This is a genomic window from Micromonospora sp. WMMD714, assembly GCF_029581315.1.
Classification (GTDB): Bacteria; Actinomycetota; Actinomycetes; order Mycobacteriales; family Micromonosporaceae; genus Micromonospora; species Micromonospora rifamycinica.
In genome coordinates, this window is record NZ_CP120744.1 from 3,886,620 (window position 1) to 3,904,806 (window position 18,187).

Annotated in this window: 15 protein-coding genes and 1 riboswitch; of the genes, 9 read left to right on the forward strand and 6 right to left on the reverse strand. The window is 73.6% G+C overall.

Annotated elements, in window-relative coordinates; all coding sequences use genetic code 11:
- The first annotated feature begins 168 nt into the window (after nt 1-168).
- Nucleotides 169-2,160: a hypothetical protein gene (locus O7625_RS17060; RefSeq protein ID WP_282339851.1), complete on the forward strand. Its 1,992-nt coding sequence runs from the start codon at nt 169-171 to the stop codon at nt 2,158-2,160.
- Nucleotides 2,161-2,234: 74 nt separating this feature from the next.
- Here the strand turns inward: O7625_RS17060 and O7625_RS17065 are convergent, their stop codons facing one another.
- Nucleotides 2,235-2,744, reverse strand: coding sequence for a GNAT family N-acetyltransferase (locus O7625_RS17065; protein ID WP_282339852.1), 510 nt, complete (start codon nt 2,742-2,744; stop codon nt 2,235-2,237).
- Between the two features lie 89 nt (nt 2,745-2,833).
- Here O7625_RS17065 and O7625_RS17070 point away from each other — a divergent pair, with 89 nt between their 5' ends.
- The 4 genes from O7625_RS17070 (at nt 2,834) to O7625_RS17085 (ending at nt 5,828) form a co-directional block, all read left to right on the forward strand.
- A complete protein-coding gene (locus O7625_RS17070) occupies nt 2,834-3,085 on the forward strand; it encodes an acyl carrier protein (RefSeq protein ID WP_067311903.1) in 252 nt (83 codons plus the stop codon).
- Nucleotides 3,082-4,383, forward strand: a complete 1,302-nt coding sequence (locus tag O7625_RS17075; RefSeq protein WP_282339854.1) for an AMP-binding protein — start codon at nt 3,082-3,084, stop codon at nt 4,381-4,383. The genes O7625_RS17070 and O7625_RS17075 overlap by 4 nt, the downstream gene beginning before the upstream one ends.
- Nucleotides 4,376-5,122, forward strand: a complete 747-nt coding sequence (locus O7625_RS17080; RefSeq protein ID WP_282339856.1) for an SDR family NAD(P)-dependent oxidoreductase — start codon at nt 4,376-4,378, stop codon at nt 5,120-5,122. Before O7625_RS17075 ends, O7625_RS17080 begins: the two co-directional genes overlap by 8 nt.
- A 316-nt stretch (nt 5,123-5,438) precedes the next feature.
- On the forward strand, nt 5,439-5,828 hold the full coding sequence (locus O7625_RS17085; RefSeq protein ID WP_282339858.1) for a hypothetical protein: 390 nt from the start codon (nt 5,439-5,441) through the stop codon (nt 5,826-5,828).
- A gap of 364 nt (nt 5,829-6,192) precedes the next feature.
- Here O7625_RS17085 and pseI read toward each other — a convergent pair whose 3' ends face one another.
- The 3 genes from pseI to O7625_RS17100 all read right to left on the reverse strand — a co-directional run bounded on the left by pseI (nt 6,193) and on the right by O7625_RS17100 (nt 9,984).
- Nucleotides 6,193-7,245, reverse strand: a complete 1,053-nt coding sequence (gene pseI / locus O7625_RS17090; RefSeq protein ID WP_067311893.1) for a pseudaminic acid synthase — start codon at nt 7,243-7,245, stop codon at nt 6,193-6,195.
- A gap of 169 nt (nt 7,246-7,414) precedes the next feature.
- Nucleotides 7,415-8,593: a glycosyltransferase gene (locus O7625_RS17095; protein ID WP_282339862.1), complete on the reverse strand. Its 1,179-nt coding sequence runs from the start codon at nt 8,591-8,593 to the stop codon at nt 7,415-7,417.
- Nucleotides 8,594-8,658: 65 nt separating this feature from the next.
- A complete protein-coding gene (locus tag O7625_RS17100; RefSeq protein WP_282339864.1) occupies nt 8,659-9,984 on the reverse strand; it encodes a polysaccharide pyruvyl transferase family protein in 1,326 nt (441 codons plus the stop codon).
- A gap of 180 nt (nt 9,985-10,164) precedes the next feature.
- Between O7625_RS17100 and O7625_RS17105 the strand changes: the two genes are divergently transcribed.
- The 4 genes from O7625_RS17105 (at nt 10,165) to O7625_RS17120 (ending at nt 14,622) form a co-directional block, all read left to right on the forward strand.
- Complete coding sequence (locus O7625_RS17105) at nt 10,165-11,412, forward strand: acyltransferase (RefSeq protein WP_282339866.1); 1,248 nt, start codon at nt 10,165-10,167, stop codon at nt 11,410-11,412.
- 251 nt (nt 11,413-11,663) lie between these two features.
- The gene (locus O7625_RS17110; RefSeq protein WP_282339868.1) at nt 11,664-12,014 is read left to right on the forward strand and encodes a hypothetical protein; all 351 of its coding nucleotides are present in this window, start codon (nt 11,664-11,666) and stop codon (nt 12,012-12,014) included.
- Nucleotides 12,015-12,140: 126 nt separating this feature from the next.
- Complete coding sequence (locus O7625_RS17115) at nt 12,141-12,899, forward strand: hypothetical protein (protein WP_282339870.1); 759 nt, start codon at nt 12,141-12,143, stop codon at nt 12,897-12,899.
- Nucleotides 12,900-13,344: 445 nt separating this feature from the next.
- Nucleotides 13,345-13,488: riboswitch (cyclic di-AMP (ydaO/yuaA leader) on the forward strand.
- A gap of 273 nt (nt 13,489-13,761) precedes the next feature.
- A complete protein-coding gene (locus O7625_RS17120) occupies nt 13,762-14,622 on the forward strand; it encodes a C39 family peptidase (RefSeq protein WP_282346986.1) in 861 nt (286 codons plus the stop codon).
- 217 nt (nt 14,623-14,839) lie between these two features.
- Here O7625_RS17120 and O7625_RS17125 read toward each other — a convergent pair whose 3' ends face one another.
- Both O7625_RS17125 and O7625_RS17130 read right to left on the reverse strand, forming a co-directional pair.
- Nucleotides 14,840-16,540, reverse strand: a complete 1,701-nt coding sequence (locus tag O7625_RS17125) for a CDP-glycerol glycerophosphotransferase family protein (protein WP_282339871.1) — start codon at nt 16,538-16,540, stop codon at nt 14,840-14,842.
- A 25-nt stretch (nt 16,541-16,565) separates the two neighbouring features.
- Nucleotides 16,566-18,074, reverse strand: a complete 1,509-nt coding sequence (locus O7625_RS17130; RefSeq protein ID WP_282339872.1) for a bifunctional cytidylyltransferase/SDR family oxidoreductase — start codon at nt 18,072-18,074, stop codon at nt 16,566-16,568.
- Between the last annotated feature and the right edge of the window lie 113 nt (nt 18,075-18,187).

Sequence of the window (18,187 nt, forward strand, 5' to 3'; positions counted from 1 at the left end):
TGGTCGTTGCGCCACCGGCTCGGGCCAGGCGACCGGACGGACGCTAACCAGGCCGGGTTAACACCCCGACGCTCCCGGGTGAACCGCCCGCGCTGCTCCCGTGAATGCCGGACCTCCGCCAGGCGAACACTTCCGACCCGGCCCCGACCGGGCTGACCAGCGGAGACGGTGCTGACTACAGTGGCCCGGCGCGACCGGTGGGCACCCGCCGGGCAACGGGTGCACTCCGACGAGCGGGAGGCGACGATGGTGTCCGGCACCGAGGTCAGGCGAGAGGTGGTCGTCGGCTCGCCCGCGCGGCCGGCGGGCCGACGCCGCTGGCTGGTGCCGGTGCTGCTGGCGGTGGGCTGGCTGCTGGGCGTCGGTTGGCGGATGTGGCTGTCCCGGCACGTGCCGCTGCCCATCGCGCACACCGACGAGGACAGCTACCTGCACACCGCCCGTGCGTTGGCCGGCGGGCCGGGCGGATTCAGCAGCGAGAACGGGCCGCTGCGCCGGGTCGGCTACCCGCTGCTGATCTCCCCGGCGTTCCTCGGCGAGCGGGACTTCGCCGACAGCTACCGGCTGGTGCAACTGATCAACGCGGCGGTCAACGCGACGGTCCTGCCGCTGGCGTACCTGCTGGTCCGTCGGCTGGTGCCGGTGCGCCGGGCGGTCGCGCTGGCCGCCGCCGCCGTCGCGGCGACCCTGCCGGCGACCGTCTTCTACGCCGGGGTGGCGATGATCGACGCGGTGCTGGCGCCGCTGGTGCTGGCCTGGCTGCTGGCCGTGCACCACTGGGTACGCCGACCCGGCCCGCTGGTCGCCGCCGGGGCGGGTGCCCTGGTCGGGGCGTTCCACCTGCTGCACTCCCGGGGCCTGGTGATCGTGGGGGTGCACGTCGGTCTGGTGCTACTGCTGTTCCTGCGCCGGCGGATCAGCCCGGCGCAGGTGCTCGCCGCGGTGCTGCCGGTGCTGGCGGCGGCACTGCTCAACGCGGTGGTCATCCGGCTGCTCGGCGACCGGGTGTACCTGCTGGGCGACCCACCCGGCGGCGGTACGGTACGGGCCGTCGCCTCCGGGCCGGGGCTGCTACGGGTCGGCGCGGCGGTCGCCACCCAGCTCTGGTACCTGGTGGTCATCACCTTCGGGCTGGCCGGCGTCGCCTGGGCCGGTGCCGTCACCGCCCTGCTCCGCCGCCCCGCCGTGGACACCTCCACCGCCACCACCCCGGTTCCGGCCGTAGCCCCGGCCCTCGCCCCGGGCGCTGCCCTGACCCCGGCCCCCGCCCCGGGCGCGGCCCCGGTCCTGGCCGCAACCCTGGCCCCGGCCGCAGCCCCGGCTCCGGGCGCGGCCGTCGCCGCCGGGGGGAGCCGGTCGGCGGCCGACGTGGGGGCGACCCGGTGGACGTTCGGCGTGGCGCTGGTGACCAGCGTCGGGGTGGCGGCCGGCGCGTCGGTGATCCTGGCCGGCATCACCACCAAGCCGCTGGATGCGATCTACGGTCGGTACGTGCAGATGCTCGCCCCGTTCTGGCTGCTGGTCGGGGTGGGGCTGCTGGTGGCCGCGACGCCCCGGTCACGGTGGCGTCGTGCGGCGGTCGCGGCGGGGGTGCTGCTGGCCGGCGCGACGCTGATCGCCGCCCGGCTGGCCTGGGTGGCCAGCCGGGGGCACGAACTGCGCTACGGCGGGTTCGGCGCTCCGGACCTGATGGCGCTGACCGGTGGCTGGCGGGAGTTCCGGCCGTTCACCGGGGCGCTCGTCGGGTTGGTCGGCTGCCTGCTGCTGGTCGTCGCGGTACGGCGTCCCCGGTGGCGGGTGCCGGTGCTCGCCGCGCTGGTGGCGGTGAACCTCGGCACCATGCAGGTGATCACCGACCGGCTGGTCCGCCCGATGGTCGCCGCGACCGCGCCGACCCCTCGGGTGGCCGACGTCGGGGTACGCCCCGGCGACCGGGTCTGGGCGTCCCTCGGCGTGCAGTGGGTGCTCCGGTTCAACCTCAGCCACCAGGTCACCTGGGCCGACGTGCGGTGGTTCGTGGACAACCCGCCGGCCGACGCCGACGTGGTCTTCGTCCGGTGGGCACCGGGCGAGCCGGACGACTGGGACGGTGCCCGGCACGGGTTCGTCCGGATGGGCGGCAATGTGGAACAGCACTGGGCCGCCTGGCGCCGCCGCTGATCCGCACGGCCCCGACAGCGGCCGGTTAACGTCGGATGGCCACCCGGTGAATGACCGTCGGACAATGGTGGAAATTACCGCCGGCGGCGATTCTCGCGGGTCAGGGAAATGGGTACGACATCGACTTCCCGTCCGTTGTGTGACGCTCGGGCTACGGTGCCCTCGACAAACCGGAAACGACGGTTCATCTGCCGGACGACCGTGTTGTGCGCCAACACCTCGCCGTCGAGCCGGTCCAGCTCGAGCACGTCGAAGGCGTAGTCCACCGCCGCCCGCATCACGCCCAGCCAGGCGGGCAGGGTGGCACCCCGCCCGGCCACCCCGTCGGCGTCCAGGTAGAACCCCCAGGAGGCGGTCCGTGGACCGTCGAGGCGCAGGTCGGAGAAGGTCACCACACCGGCGGTCAGGCCGTCGTGGACGTACATCAGGATGCGGTGGGCCGGGTCGGCGCGGACCCGTGCCCACCATGCGGCGTGCTCGTCGGCGGTGATCCGGTGACTGGTCTTGCTGACCTGCCGGTTGGTTTCCTGATTACGCCAGGACAACATCAGGTTAACGTCGTCCTCGGTGGCCTCGCGCAGCACTGGTACCCCTTTGTGTTAACCGTATGGATCCCTACGGACCATACCCGGGTAAATGGGCCGGGGAATTGCCGGGCTGTACACTGCGCCGCATGGAAGAATTGAGTCGCGCACAGGTCCGCGACCTCATGGCGCAGGTGTTGCAGAACCAGGGCCGGGCGTTGCCCGACGACGACTCCGCAGACCTGCGGGAGATCGGCTTCCGTTCGCTGGACTTCTCGGAACTCGCCCTGCGGGTGGAGGACGTCACCGGGGAGGAGCTGAACTTCGACGCCCCCGGCCTGCGGCGGATCGCCACCGTCGGGGACGTCCTCGACTTCCTCGCCGAACTCCAGCGGCAGTGACCGTCACGACCTCACCGGCCGGGCTGGACAACCGGGTCGTCGTCGCCGGGGTGGCCCGGAGCTGGCGGGACCTGCCCACCCCGACGGTGCCGTCACCCGGCGCGGTCGTCGCCGCCGGTGCCGCCGACGCGCTCGCCGTCGCCCGGCAACACGCCGCGTCCGGCACCGAACTGCTGCTCGCTGGCCCCGGCCGGATCGACGCGGCGATGCGGGACGACCTGCGCGCCGCCGGCTTCGCCGTCACCGTACTCACCGACGGGGTGGCGCGGACCGTGCCGCCGGCCGTGCCCAGGGCAGCGGAGAACGGCCGGCTCTGGCTGCTCACCTCCGGCTCGACCAGCCGGCCCAAGCGGGTCGGTCACACCCTCGACTCATTGACCACGGTGCGCGGGGTCCAACCGGAGCGGACCTGGCTCTGCCCGTACGCCCCCGGCAGTTACGCCTGGTGGCAGGTGGTCACGCTGTCGCTGACCCAGCCCGGTCAGCACCTGGTGGTGGTCGACCCGCAGGAGCTGGACGACTGGCCGGCGATCGCCGCCGCGCACGGGGTCGACGCCGTCTCCGGCACCCCCACCTTCTGGCGGCGCACCCTGCACCGCGATCCGCAGGCGCTGGCCCGGGTGCCGCTGCGGCAGCTCACCCTCGGCGGCGAACCCGTCGACCAGACCGTCCTGGACCGGCTCCGGGCGATCTTCCCGGCCGCCCGGATCTCCTGGATCTACGCCTCCTCCGAGGTGGGCGCGTCGATCGTGGTGCACGACGGCCGCGCCGGCTTCCCGGTCGACTGGCTTGACCGGGTGACCCCCGGCCGCCCCACCCTCTCGGTGCGCGACGACGAACTGGTGATCACCTCACCCCACCACGGGGTCGGGCACGGCGGGCCGGTCCGTACCGGCGACCGGGCGCAGATCGTTGACGACCGGGTCGTGATCACCGGTCGGCTGGACTCCGACGAGATCAACGTCGGCGGCAGCAAGGTCTCCGCCGGCCTGGTGCGCGACGTGCTCACCGCCCACCCCGGGGTCGCCTGGGCACGGGTGACCGGCCGGCGGGCACCGGTCCTCGGCCGGATGGTGGTCGCCGAGGTCGTCCCGACCACCGCGCCGGAGCCCACCCCGCCCGCTGCTTTGCCCGTGCCGTCCGCCGTGTCGCCCGAGCCGGCGGCGGCGACGGCGTGGCCCGACGAGGGCACCCTGGTGCGGTGGTGCGCCGAGCGGCTCCCCGAGTACGCCGTACCGCGCCGGATCCGGCTGCTGACCGAGATTCCCGTCAAGGAGACCCTGAAGAGCGATGTCTGACTCCGTACCCGTGCCACCCAGCACCGTGGTCCTCGTCTCCGGCGGGTCTCGGGGGTTGGGCCTGGCCATCGTCACCGACCTGCTCGACGCCGGGCTCACGGTGGCCGCCTTCGCCCGTACCGTTACCCCGGAGCTGGAGAAACTGGCCGTCGAGCACCCCGACCGGGTGCACGTCGGCGCGGTGGACGTCACCGACCTCGCCGCCGCACAGGGCTTCGTCCGGGCGGTGGAGGCGCGGTTCGGCCCGATCGACGGGCTGGTGAACAACGCCGCCGTCGGGCAGGACTCGATGCACACGCACACCGCCACCGCCGACATCGCCCGGATCGTCGAGACCAACCTGACCGCGCCGTTGCAGCTCACCCGCCTGGTGGTCCGGCGGATGCTGGGCCAGGGGCGACGCGGACGGATCGTCAACGTCACCTCGATCTGCGCGCAGCGCGGCTTCCCCGGCCTGGTGGCGTACTCGGCCACCAAGGGCGGCATGGACGCGGCGACCCGGTCGCTGGCCCGTGAGCTGGGCGGACGGCTGCTGGTCAACGCGGTGGCCCCGGGCTTCTTCGCCTCGGAGATGTCCGCCGTGCTGGGCAGCACCCAGCTCGACCAGATCGTCCGGCGTACCCCGACCGGGCACCTGACCGAGCCGGCCGAGGTGGTACCGGTGGTGCGGATGCTGCTGCGCGAGCAGACCAACATCAACGGCCAGGTCATCGTGGTCGACGGTGCCGCCTCGATCTGACCTCGCCGGATCCGGCCACCCCCCGGACCACGGCCCGCCCTGGCCCGTGGCGGTCGGCGGCGGCCCGCCCGGTTCCGTGGCGGTCGGTGGCGGCCGGTTCGGGTGCGTGGGGGGCGACGGCGGCCGGTTCGGGTGCGTAGGGGCCGACGGCGGCCCGCCGACTTTGGTGACGGTCGGCGGTGGCCGGCCGGCTTCGGCAGCGGTCGCTGGCGTTTCGCCCGGGTTCGTGGCGGCCGCTGGCGTTTCGCCCGGGTTCGTGGCGGCCGGTGACGGTTCGCCCGGGTTCGTGGCGGCCGGTGACGACCCGTATCCGTCGGTGAGGGCGCGGCCGGTGCCGGCGCTGCTGCGCGCCGCCGAGCGGCACCTGCGCGTGGGTACCCCCGCCGAGCTGCGGCACGCGGTGACCCGGAGCCACCTCGACGACGGGCGCTGTGTCGGTTGGCACGGCCCGGTCGCCCCCGGCTGGCGGGTGGCGATCGACGCCGAACGGGCTGCCGCCGAGGTCCCGCCCGCGCTGGCCGCGCGGTTCGGGCCGGTCGACTTCTGGTCGCGGTGGACCCGGGCGGAGTGCCTGTGCAAGCTGGCCGATGTGCCGGTGGCCGCCTGGTGGCGGCGGCACGGTCTGGCCGTACCCCCGCACACCCGGGCGGTGTGGCGCACCCTGCAGCTGGCCGACCTGGTGATCACGGTCGCCTTCGCGCCCTGAGCGGCCGCCCGCCCAGTGCCCCGCCCCCCTGCGGCCGCCCCCGCTCCGCTCTGCTCGCGGCCCTGCTCCGCCCGTGCCCCGCCCTGCCCGAGGCTCCGCCTGCCGCACCGCGGTTGATCATGATCAGCATGATCATATTGCAGTTATGGTGAGTTTCTTCGGCGTGTCGTGTGCTTTTCGGCAATCTGATCTTGGGTTGCGGGGGTGTGCTCAGGTGAGGGGGTGTCGCGGGGGACGTCGGTGGTGGAGGTGTGGGCGAGTATCCGCCTTGAGTTGCGGGGTGTGCTCAGGTGAGTGAGGGGGGCGCGGGGGACGTTGGTGGTGAGGGTGTGGGCGGGTATCCGTTTTGGGGTGTGGGGTGTGCTCAGACGAGGTCCCAGGTGAGGGGGGTGCCGCGGGGGACGTCGGTGGTGAAGGTGCGGCCGAGTACCCGGTCGATCTCCACCGGGGGCAGGCCGCCGGCCGGCCGGATCGAGCGGACGTTGGCGGCGGTCACCTTGTCACCGGCCCGTACGTCGGCCACCACGAACAGCGAACGGCGGAAGCGTAGCCCCTCCCGTTCGGCGGGGGTGGGACCGATGGCGGTGCCGCCGAGCGCGGCGTGCGCCCGCGCGGACTCGACCACCAGGGCGGCCAGCTCGTCGGGGTTCAGCGAGAAGTCGGAGTCGACGCCGCCGTCGGTCCGGTCGAGGGTGACGTGCTTCTCGATGAAGCAGGCGCCCAGCGCCACCGAGGCGACCGGCACCCCGATGCCGGGGGTGTGGTCGGAGAGGCCGACCGGAACCCCGAACGCGTCGGCCAGCACCGGGATCCGGCGCAGGTTGCTGTCCGCCGGTGGGGCCGGGTAGGAGGCGGTGCAGGCCAGCAGCACGATGCCGCCGGCCCCGCCGTCGCGGGCGGTGCGTACCGCGGCGTCGATCTCGGCGACCGTGGCCATCCCGGTGGAGATCACCAGCGGCTTGCCGGTGCCGGCGACCAGCCGGATCAGCGGCAGGTCGACCAGCTCCGACGAGGCGATCTTGTACGCCGGGACGTCCAGCCCCTCCAGCAGCTCCACCGCCGACGGGTCGAACGGGGACGAGAAGACCGTCAGCCCCCGCTCCCGGGCGCGCGTGAAGATCGGCTCGTGCCACTCGTACGGGGTGTGCGCCCGCTCGTAGAGGCGGTAGAGGTTCTGCCCGCCCCACAGCTCGTGCCCGCCGGAGATGCGGAACGCCGGGGTGTCCACGTCGATGGTGATGGTGTCCGGCCGGTAGGTCTGCAACTTGAGCGCGTGCGCCCCGCTGGCCGCCACCGCGTCCACGATCGCCAGCGCCCGGCCCAGGTCACCGTTGTGGTTGCCGGACATCTCCGCCACCACGAACGGCTGTTCCCCGGCCCCCACCACGTGCGGCCCGATCTTCACTGTCGTCGTCATCTCCGACCCCTGTTTCCTGTGCTCGTTCCTGGTACCCGGTCGTCGTCACCCGGACGCTGGCACCGCGCGCCGCCGTCGGCAGCCGTCATCGCGGGCCGTCGCCGGCCGCGGTGACCGTGCGCCCGCCCCGGCCCCCGGGGCGGATCGCCGCCGTATGGGCGGTGTCCGTTCACCGGCTGCTGCGGCCTGCCAGTGCGTCCCGGTCGGCGGGGGAGTCCGCCGTGCGGGCCGGCTCGTCGACCGGCGCGGCCGGCTCCGGCCCGGCGACCGGGCGGCGCAGCCACCCGGCCAGTCCAGGCACCTGGCGTAGCCACCCGGCCAGTCGGTGCGCCTGGCGCAGCACCGCGTACGCGAGATAGTTGTCCCGGCCGACCAGCCGGTGCTTGAGTCCGGCCACGCCGCCCGGACGCGGGTAGCCGCCCGGCGGCAGGTGCCGGCGGTAGTGCGCGGCGACCCGGTGGAAGAACTTCCGCCGCAGGTGCGGATGCAGCCGGCCGTCGTTGCCGACCACCACCAGCATGTGGTTGACCATCAGGGTGAACAGCTCACCGCGCAGCCGCTGGTCCGGATGCCGCCGGGCCACCCAGTCGAACAGCCGGTCGTACTGGTCGAAGGCGTCGAAGTGGCGACCGCTGCGGGTGGAGGTGATCGCGCCCTGCCGACCCTGACGGTAGAGGTAGCAGACCCGGTCCAGCACCGAGATCCGCTCCGCGCCGATGAGCAGCGGGTTGCTGAACGGGATGTCCTCGTACCAGCCGGGGTGGAAGCGCAGCTCCAGGTCGTTGAGGTACGACCGGCGGACCACCTTGTTCCACGCGGTGTGCTGCACCCGCAGCAGCCCGGGGCGGTCGGCGAGACGGACCACCCCGGGGATGCCGCGCAGCAGGTGGCTGCTCGCGTCCACCTCCCGCCGGCCGTCGTCGCGTACCCGCAGGTGGTCGAGCATCAGCACGTCGGGTCGGTGCGCCCGGAGCCGGTCCAGCACCGCCGGTACGGTGCCCGGCGGCAACCAGTCGTCGCTGTCGACGAACCAGACGTACTCCCCGGTGGCCACGTCCAAGCCCGCGTTGCGGGCCGGACCCAGCCCGACGTTGCGCTCCAGGTGCACTGTTCGTACGCCCGGATGGGTGGCCGCGTACGCGCGCAGCAGCTCGCCGCACCGGTCCGGGGAGGCGTCGTCGACGGCGACGATCTCGACCGCTCCCGCGGCGTCGGCCGGGACGTCCGTGCGTACCGAGTCGAGGCACTGGTGCAGGTACGCCTCCACCCCGTGGACGGGCACGACGACGCTGAGCAGCGGGGTGGGCGCGGGCTGGTTGACCACCCCGCCACCCTGGTGCACGGGCATGGACGGCCACGGAACGTGACGTATCCGGTGGAGATGGAGTTGCTGAACAGCGACCGAGCGGCGGGTTAACGGCTCAGGATCCGCCGTACCGGTGCGGGAACCGCCCGCTTGACCCGCGCCCGCAGCCGCTGTTCCCGCAGCTCCCGTATGTCGTCACCGAGGGCCGTGTTGCGGTCCCGGAGCCACTGGATGCGGGCCAGCAGCTCCTCGGGCGGGCAGGCCACCGCCGGTCGGACGGCCGGGGGGAACCGCGTCTCGCGGACCTGTGCGTCGAAGCGGGCCGCGCTGTCCCCGTCGTCGAAGGCGTTGCCCAGGTCGTGCCGGGCCAGGAAGGCCCGCATCACCTCGTAGCGGGCCCGGTGCCCGGTGTTCATCGCGGTGTAGTCGGCCTCGGCGTAGAGCTGCGCCGCGTCCACGTCGGCCGGCACCTCCTTCATCAGCCGGTGCGGGATGTCGAAGTACCGGGCCAGTTCCAGGGTGCGCGAGTCGTGGGCGAACAGGTAGCCCGGGGTGCCGGAGACCAGCGCGGTGATGGTGCCGTGGATCCGGGTGCCGAAGGCGAAGTCGAAGCCGGCGAGGTAGTCCATCCAGGTCCACGGATCGAGGAACATCCGCACCTTGTCCTCGGTGAACAGCGGGTGCGAGGTGTGGATCGGGATGGCGCTGGTCTTGCCCCGGTCCTCGGGGGCGTCGCCGTAGAGCAGGGTGCCCAGCGTCTTGAGGTCCTGCGGGAGGTAGCGCAGGTTCGGGTAGCGGGCCTGGTGTGAGGCGATGATCTTCGCCATCGACTTGACGTACGGGGAGACGGTCAACGCCACCCGGGCGTCGGGCGTCAGGGCCGCCGCGGACTTCTCCACCCGGAGCTGGTCACCGTGCAGGAACATCGACGGGCAACCGATCACGTCGACGGCGGAGAAGCCCAGGGTCTTCAGGTACTGCGCGGTGATCTCCCCCCGGACGCCGATGCTCGGCCCCCGGTCGAGCGCCACCCGCACGAACCGGGTGACCACGTCGTCGATCGGGCGCAGGTACTCCCGGTCGCCGGTGACGTCGGTCTGTACGCCGACACCGAGGACCACCACCGGGATCCGCAGCCGCTCGACCAGCTTCGTCATCAGCTCGATACGGTGGGCGTAGCTGCGCCGGAAGGCGTTGGCCAGCGGGATGACGTACACGTCGTGCTGCTCGTTGATCCGGTCGACGTCGCGCAGGTCCACCTTGAACTCGGTGGAGGTGATCCGCGCGGTGGAGGTGCGCAGCAGCTTGTGCGCGGCGTGGCTGAAGACCAGGTTGCCGTTGTTCTCCCCGATCCAGTTCCCCTCGTACGCCTCCTCCGGGCCGCGTACGTCGAACGGGTCCTTCTTCGCCCGCATCAGGATGCGCTGGTGCACCAGTCTGCTCCGTTCCTCGTTGGCCGGGCGCCTCCGACGGGCCGCCGACCCACCCACGGCTACGTCGGCACCGGGGGGTTCCGCGATGTTAGGGCAGTGGAGGGATTTCGTACACCTTCCGCACATCCGTACCGCCCCGGCGCGTCACCGGGGCCGGGGTGTGCCGGTAGGGTGCCCGGCGTGACCAGCGTGCCCACCACCGCGTCCCCGGCGTCGAGCCGGCTGCCGTCGCTGACCGGCCTGCGGTGGATCGCCGCCATGCTGGTCTTCGGCTACCACGCCGGCACCATGCGGATCGTCGCCCAGCCGGACGCCAAGGCGGTGGTCGACTGGTTGTTCACCCTCGGCCTGTCCGGGGTGCAGTTCTTCTTCATCCTCAGCGGCTTCGTGCTGGTCTGGTCGGCGCGTGACGGCGACCGGCGACGGGACTTCTGGCGTCGCCGGCTCGCCAAGATCTACCCCAACCACGTGCTGACCTGGGCGGCGGCGCTGCTGGTGATGTGGTGGTTCGCCGATCCGGTGGTGCCCCGCGCCGCGTTGGAGAACCTCTTCCTGGTCCAGGCCTGGGATCCCACCCCCGGCTACTTCTACAGCATCAACAACGTGAGCTGGTCGCTCTCCTGCGAGCTGTTCTTCTATCTCTGCCTGCCGCTGGTGCTGCCGGCGATCCGGCGGGCCCGTTCCGGCCTGCTCTGGGCCGTGGTGGTGGCGGTGCCGCTGGTGATCCTGGCACTCTGGCCCGGTCAGGCGTTGCTGCCCGAGGGCACCAACTGGTGGTTCACCCAGGTCTTCCCGCTGGTGCGGTCCACCGAGTTCTGGTTGGGCGTGGCCGCCGCCGAGCTGCTGCGCCGCGGCCACTGGCGGGGGCCCGGCCTGCCCCTGGCCAGCCTGCTCTTCGTGGCCGTCTGGGTGGGGGCGCACTGGATTCCGGCCGAGATGTGGGCGGCGCTGCTGTCGGTGGCGTACATCCTGGTCATCCCGGCGGCGGCCCGCGCGGATGTGCAGGGTCGCTGGTCACCGTGGCGGCACCGGACCCTGGTCTGGCTCGGCGAGGTGTCGTTCGCCTTCTACCTGGTGCACGTGCTGGTGATGATGACCGTGCTGCGGCTCACCGGGCACTGGGGCGTGGGGCTGCCCGGCTGGTCGGGGCCGCTGGCCGTGCTCGGCTTCCTGGTGGTGAACCTGGCGTTGGCCGCCGCCCTGCACCGCTGGGTGGAGACCCCGATGATGCGCCGCCTCGCCCCCCGCCGCCGCCCCCCACCCGCTCCGGCCGCCGCCGGTGCCGCCGTCTCCGGTGCTGCCGTCTCCGGTGCCGCCGTCTCCGGCACTGCCGTCCCCGAAGCCGCCGGGCCGGTCGTCGTGCCGGGGCCGAGGGCGGCCGACGGCGGACGTCCCGTCGAGTACGTCGGGCCGCGCGACCCGCGCTGATCCCACCGGCGCCCGCCACCCGATCGGCACCCGCAACCACCGGCACCCGGCATTCGCCGTCCCACCGGCAGCCGCCGCCCCGGGCGGGGTCGACAGCGGGCGATCGGGCTTCCTCCGGCGGGACGGACCGGGTCCACGGTGGTGGGCGCGGCGACACGCCCGGCGGTGCTGCGGGCCGGTCAGCCCGGCGGTAGCGTGGTCGCGTGTCCCCGGTCGCGTCCGTCAGTCCCCTGTGGTGGGTCGTGTGCGGGATGTCCCGGCTCCTGACCAGCCTTGCCGTCGCGCTCGCGTTCGCCGCCGCCGCCCCCGGGCTGCCCGGCCCCGCGCTGTTCGGGCCGGCCGCGACCGCCCTGTCGCTCGACGCGTCCCCGTCCGTTCCCGCCGCCACCGCCCCGGTCGCCCCGGGCGGCAGGTCCGACATCCTCCGCACCGGTGATCCGCGGGTCGACCGGGCGACCGCGGTGACGGTGGAGCCGGTCGGCATCGTGGCGCTCGTGGTGCCGGTCGGCACCACCCGGAGCCGGTCGGCGGCGACCCTGGCGAGGGCGACCGGCCGGGTGCCCGCCGCCGCTGCCGGCCCCCGGGCGCCCCCGGCGGGCTGACCCGGCCCGCGCGGGGCCGACCCACCCGCGCCGCCACCGACGACGAACCCCACCCCGCACCGCCCGGCCGGTCCCGCCGCCGGTACGGCCTCCGCTTCTCCGCATCCCGCCCACGAGGTGTCGACCGTGAACACCGTGCTCTCCCGGTTCCTGATCGAGGTCCCGACCGCCACCGTGATCTGGTCCCTGCTGCTCGTCCTGGCGCTGACCGGGCTCGCCGTCCTGGTGGCCCGCCCCGAGCGGGACCAGCCGACCGACGTGGCGGCCGCCGGCCCGCCGCCGGACGCCCCACCCCCGGTCGCCGACCTGCGCCGCTACGCCGAGGAGGTGGCGGTGGCCGCTTCCGGGGCGGCCCAGACCGCCCGCCGTCGCCGGGCCGCCTGGCTGGCCGCGCAGGACACCCTGGACCGGGCCTGGCAGGCGTACGACGAGGCGGACACGGTGGCCCGTCGGTTCGCCGGTGCCGGCGCACTGCCCCGCCCGCGCACCCCCCGCACCCCCGCCGAGTACGCCGACCGGGAGCGGTGGTTGCACCAGGAGGCGGTGGCGGCGCACTGGCGGGGGGAGTTGTCGGTCGAACGGCTGCGGGACGTCTTCGCGCACCGCGACGGGTGGGATCCGCGTCGGCACCCGGTCGAACACGAGGTGATGCTCGCCCGTGCCGTCCGTGAGGACCGCCGTACGGCGTACCGGGCCGCGGCCGGGTGGGAGCGGGCGGCGTGGCGGGACGCCGAACTGGCCGCCGAGGCGGCCCGGTCGCTGGCCGTCGAGGCGTACGCGGCGACGCAGCGGTTGCTCCCGACCCTGGTGCCCTCGCCCCGCTCCGCGACGTCGGCGGCCCGTCCGACCGCCGCCGCCCGCTGGCGACCGGCCCGGGTGAACTGACCCGGCGGCACCCCCGCCCGAGATCCCGGCCCGCTCACCGACTCTTCCGGTCCGGCGGCCAGCGCGCTGGAACCAGGCGGGCCGGAAGTCGGCGGGGCCGGTACCCGGTGGGCCGGCAGGGGCCGACTCGGCTCGGTGGCAGGTGGGCGACCGAATTGTTACCTGCCGGCTGTGACCGGCGTCACCTCGACCCGGGATCCGGACAGGTGGTCACACCCGGTGACATCGAGCGTGGCGATCATCGGTGGTTGCCGGCGACCTGTCCGGTTGCCGCCCCGACGGGGCCGGACGCACCATCGGACCCGTGGCGGCAGGTCGATGCCCGAGTGCCCCGCAAGAGGGCTCACCGGAGCATGTTTGCGCAGCTCACAGGGGTTGGCGAGGAGGAAGGCGACCAGTAGTGTCGCTGCGGTCCGGTGCGGTTTTCGATCGCCGAAGGCGACGCCGCGCCGACCCGCTCAATCGTGCCAGTCACGAACCGGGGACCCACACGTACCACTGGGGTGAATCGCCGGGCCACGGCCCGGGGTAGGGCGATCTTCCCGCCCGAATCCGTCAGCTAACCCGGTCGGCGGCAGCGGAAGGAGTTCCTCCTCGTGCAGCATGACCCCACCCCCTCGGTAGTTCCTCCACCTCGGCGCCGGAGCACCGCCGGAGTGTCGCGCCCGATGCGCTGACCCGGCCGTCCGCCCCGCCGCCCGGCCCTCGTCGGGCGGCCCCCGCCGATCCGTCCGGCCCCCCGTCGGGCGGTCCCGACCGCACGAGCGGCGCATCCGACGATCCGCGCGTGGTGTAGCCCACCACGTGCCGGTCCGGCGTGCCGCCGCCTCGCCCCGTGGAGGAACACCCCGTGAAGCACCACATGAAGCGTCAGCTACGCCGCCTGACCAGCCAGCGTCCGTACCAGGTGGTGGTCGGTTCGGCCGCGGTCCTCGTCCTGGCCACCGGTGCCGCCGCGCTGGCTGCCGGCGTCGACGACGCCCCGGCCGACCAGCCGCGGACGACCGCCGTCGCCGGGACCGCCCCCCGCCTCGACGACGTCGCCAGCCGGGCTGAGGCCCGGGTCGCCGCCCCCGCCCCCGCCCCGACCAGCCCGTCGGCCACCCCCACGACCAGCCCGTCGGCGAGCGCCACGCCGTCGCCGCGGGCCACCCGGGTGAAGGCCAGGGCCACCGCCGACCCGGACCTGACCCGCCGGGTGGCAGCCCCGAAGCCGCCGTCGTCGAAGCTGCTCCGCTACGACTACCAGGCCCAGACGACCTACTACTACTGCGGTCCGGCGGCGGTGCGCAACGCGCTCAGCGCGGCCGGCATCGAGCGCGACCAGGACGACCTCGCCGCCCAGTTGGGCACCACCGAGATGGGCACCAACTCGGCCGAGGACACCACCCGGGTGCTCAACGCCGTGGTGAAGGGCGACCCGTACCGGACCCGGATGTTCGCCGGCTTCCCGAGCGACGCGCAGGTCGAGCGGCTGCGGGCCGACGTGGTCGAGACGGTCGCCGCCAAGCGGGCCGTGGTCGCCAACGTAGCCGGTGACGTCACCGACCTCGACGGTGGCTGGCACTCCTTCCCCGGCGGCCACTACGTCGCCGTGGTCGGCTACCGGGACAACGGTCGTACCGTGCGGATCGCCGACTCGGCGGACCCGTCGCTGCCGGCGTACTGGGTCGGCGTGACCACCCTGGCCAACTGGATCGCCACCCGGGGCTACTCGGCCTGACCGACGCCCCACCAACCGGGCCGCCCCGGCCGCCCGACCACGGGCACCGGGGCGGTCCGCTGTCGCAGGACCAATCCCGCGGGCGGACGAACAAGGTTGTATCCATGTTCCAGTGGCATCCGGCGCTCGCGAGGCCACTCGACCATGGATCGAGCGTGATCTTGCCGAGGAAGGTGGGCGGGGGCGGGCGGGGGGTGAGTGGGCGGGGGTGGGTGGGTCAGGGGCGGTGGGAGAGGGAGGCGGTGTCCGACGCGCCCCGGGGGGTCGGCGGGTTCCAGTCCGGCTCCAGCTCCCGCCGGGCGGCGTCGAGGAAACCGTCGGCGTACGAGTCGGCCGGGAAGTCACCCAGGTAGCGACGGCGGGTCTGCCAGCGGGCCGCCATCAGCGGGTCGGTGTCCAGCAGCCCGGCCAGCACCTCGTCGAGGTTGGACATGTCCCGGCGCAGCACGTAGCCGGAGGCGGCCAGCGGGAAGCGGGCCACGAACTCGTCCCCGTCGACACCCAGGTCGGTCACCGCGTACGGCTTGCCCGAGTAGAGGTAGTCCGAGATCACCCCGGAGACGTCGGAGATCAGCGCGTCGGAGCGGTTGACGCAGTCGGTCAGACTCAGCTCGCGGCTGGCCGCCGCGCCCCACAGGTGCTCCCGGCCGGTGCGGGACCGGTCGGCGGCGAGCAGTTCGGTGAGCCGGGCCAGCTGCCGGGCCGAGGCCGGGTTCTGCCCGGTGTACGGGTGGGCGCGCAGGATCACCGTGGCGCCCCGGTCGAGCAGCCGGCGCAGCAGCGGCTCGGCCACCGGCAGCGAGCAGTAGTTGGCGTCGGCGTGGTGGCCGGTCCAGGTGGGGGTGTAGAGCACGGTCGGGGCGGTCAGCGGGCGGGCCGCCTGGCGTACCTCGATGCCCTCGACCTGGGGTCGACCGACCACGACGAACTTCTCGGCGGGGATCTCCACGCCGGCCCGCGCGTACCGCTCGATCGCCGCCGAACCGGCCACGAAGATCTTGTCGAAGATGGCCGAGACCGGGTTGGCGCTGGGGGCCTTGTCGCTGTCACCGTGGTGCAGCTGCACGTGGGTGAGCTGGGTGAACCGGATGCAGTGGCTGTTCTTCGCCCCGTGGTTGACGTAGAACGCCACCCGCAGGCTGGGCACCAGCGCCTCGTCCATCGCCGTGAGGGTGGGGCAGTAGACCACCGGGGCGCGGGTGGCGGCGGCGATCGTCGGCAGGAACTCCGGCTCCCGCAGCAGCACCAGGAACGGTCGGCCCAGCCGTTCCAGGTAGGGCAGCCACATGGTGACCTGGTACTCCGAGCCGGGCGGGGCCGAGAAGTAGAGCAGGAACTCCGGCTGGTGCGCCCGCAGCGCCCGGGTCACCGGGCTGCCGCCGCCCGACGGCCGGAACCGCCGCCGGGCCAGGTCCAGGCCGACCGCGCCGCAGCCGGCCGCCACCAGCAGGACCACGGCCAGCGCGACCCCGGCGGGCAGCGCGAACGCGGCGGCCACCGCCACCACGGCGAGCAGCCCCAGCAGTACGCCGTCGAGCCGAGCGGCGACCAGCGGGGTCCACGTCCGTACCGGCAGGTTCGCCGCCCGGATCTCCAGGTTGCCGGCGTCGCGCAGCGGCCCCACCAGCAGCACCAGGCCCAGCAGCACCAGCGCGGTCAGCGCCAGCACCGGGTCGAACCCGTCGTCGAGCCGGCGGGCGTGACCGACCAGGATGCCGGCGGCCAGCAGCACCGTCTCGGCGACGATGTCGGCGTCCGGGCGGACCCGGCGTTCGTAGCCGGCGGCGGCCAGCGCGGCCACCGCCAGGGCCAGACCCCAGCCGGTGGCCCCGGTGAGCGCCACCACCAGGAAGGCGACCACGGCCAGGCCGGTGGTCAGGCACCGTGCGATCAGTTTCCTGACCAGGTCACCACGCATGTCGTACCGTCTCCGGGGTCGGGGTTCAGCCGGCGTCGACGCCGTTGGGCAGCCGGTCGTGCTCGGCGGCGGTCGGCTGGGCCGGCACCGTGGCCGGCTCGCCGGGGGCCCGGCGGACGTCGATCACCTGGCCGGTGAGGTCGGAGATCAGCACGTCGAGCGAGGACTGGGCGACCGCCTCGGCGGCCAGCAGGGTGTGCTCCGGCTCCTCGCCGAACGCCTTGGTACGCATCGGGGTGGCGGTGCGCTCCGGGTTGATGCAGTTGACCCGTACCCCGAACTCGGCCCACTCGTCGGAGAGCGCCTGGGTCAGGTTGACCAGCGCCGCCTTGGTCGACGAGTAGAGCGCGTACTGTGCCCGGCCCCGGGTGTAGGAGCTGGACGTGTAGAGCAGCAGCTGACCCTTGGTCTGCTGGAGGTACGGCAGGGACTGCCGGGCGGCGATCACCGGCCCGACGAAGTTGACCTGGAGCACCCGGTCCATGGTCTCCTCGTCCATTTCGGCCAGCGCGCCCTTCTCCAGGATGCCGGCGGTGACCACCACATGGTCGATCCGGCCGGTGGCCTCGAAGGCGGTCTTCAGCGCGGCCTCGACGTCGCCGGTCTGCTCGACGTGGGTGCCGGTGCTGGAGCGGCTGAACGGGAAGACCTGCGCGCCGTACCCGCGGGCCAGCTCGGCCAGGTCGTGCCCGATGCCGTAGCTGCCGCCGAAGATGACGATCGTCCGCCCGGCCAGCTCCTCGGTGTAGCTGCGGTGCGACAGCCGGGGGGCCTGGGCGGCGGCCAGCTGGAACAGCTTGTCGGCGAGGTGCACGTCGACCGGGTGGGTGACCTTGATGTTCTCGTCCGACCCGTCGATCACCTTGATCGGGGTGCCGGGCAGGTAGCGCAGCACCACGCCGCAGTCGTCGGTGGCGGCGAAGTCCGGGTCGCCCTCGGCCCGCCGGTACGCCTCCCGGATGGTCCCGGACCGGAACGCCTGCGGGGTCTGCCCCCGGCGCAGCCGGGACCGGACCGGGATGTCGGTGATGCACTCGTCCTCGTCGACCTGGATGATCGTGTCGGCCGAGGGGATGGCCACGTCGACGGCGGAGTAGCTCCACAGCGCGTTCACGCACTCGCGGACGATCCGGGCGCTGACCAGCGGGCGTACCGCGTCGTGGAAGAGGATGTTGACGTCACCGTCGCCGACCGCGTCCAGGGCGATCCGGGTGGTGGCGTTGCGGGTGTCGCCGCCGGAGATCACCTTGCTGACCTTGCGGAAGCCGGCCTTGTCGACGATCTGCTGGGCGTCGGCGACGTGGCCGGTGGCCATCAGCACGATGATCTCGTCGATCTCCGGGGCGGCCTCGAAGACGGCCAGGGTGTGCTCGATGATCGGTTTGCCGGCGATCTTCAGCAACTGCTTCGGGATGCCCAGGCCCAGCCTGGTCCCGGTGCCTCCGGCCAGCACCACCGCCACCGTCCGCGAGGGCCGCCACGGTGCCGGGGTCTCCGGTGTGGCGTCCGGGCCAGTGGTGTGGTCCTGCGTCATTGCCGATCCTCACTCTCGGGATGTCTGCACGTGTTCCGGGGGTCGCCCTGAACGGAAGGTTGCGCCAGCGTGGCGACGGGATGAACCTTAACGCGCGGACCGCGCCGCCCCAC

What these genes read in the sequence shown, in the direction of transcription:
- O7625_RS17110 (WP_282339868.1), top strand. Translation starts at nt 11,664, where the DNA reads ATGTCCCGGCTCCTGACCAGCCTTGCCGTCGCGCTCGCGTTCGCCGCC.
- O7625_RS17095 (WP_282339862.1), bottom strand. Translation starts at nt 8,593, where the DNA reads ATGCCCGTGCACCAGGGTGGCGGGGTGGTCAACCAGCCCGCGCCCACC.
- pseI (WP_067311893.1), bottom strand. Translation starts at nt 7,245, where the DNA reads ATGACGACGACAGTGAAGATCGGGCCGCACGTGGTGGGGGCCGGGGAA.
- O7625_RS17125 (WP_282339871.1), bottom strand. Translation starts at nt 16,540, where the DNA reads ATGCGTGGTGACCTGGTCAGGAAACTGATCGCACGGTGCCTGACCACC.
- O7625_RS17080 (WP_282339856.1), top strand. Translation starts at nt 4,376, where the DNA reads ATGTCTGACTCCGTACCCGTGCCACCCAGCACCGTGGTCCTCGTCTCC.
- O7625_RS17130 (WP_282339872.1), bottom strand. Translation starts at nt 18,074, where the DNA reads ATGACGCAGGACCACACCACTGGCCCGGACGCCACACCGGAGACCCCG.
- O7625_RS17070 (WP_067311903.1), top strand. Translation starts at nt 2,834, where the DNA reads ATGGAAGAATTGAGTCGCGCACAGGTCCGCGACCTCATGGCGCAGGTG.
- O7625_RS17120 (WP_282346986.1), top strand. Translation starts at nt 13,762, where the DNA reads ATGAAGCGTCAGCTACGCCGCCTGACCAGCCAGCGTCCGTACCAGGTG.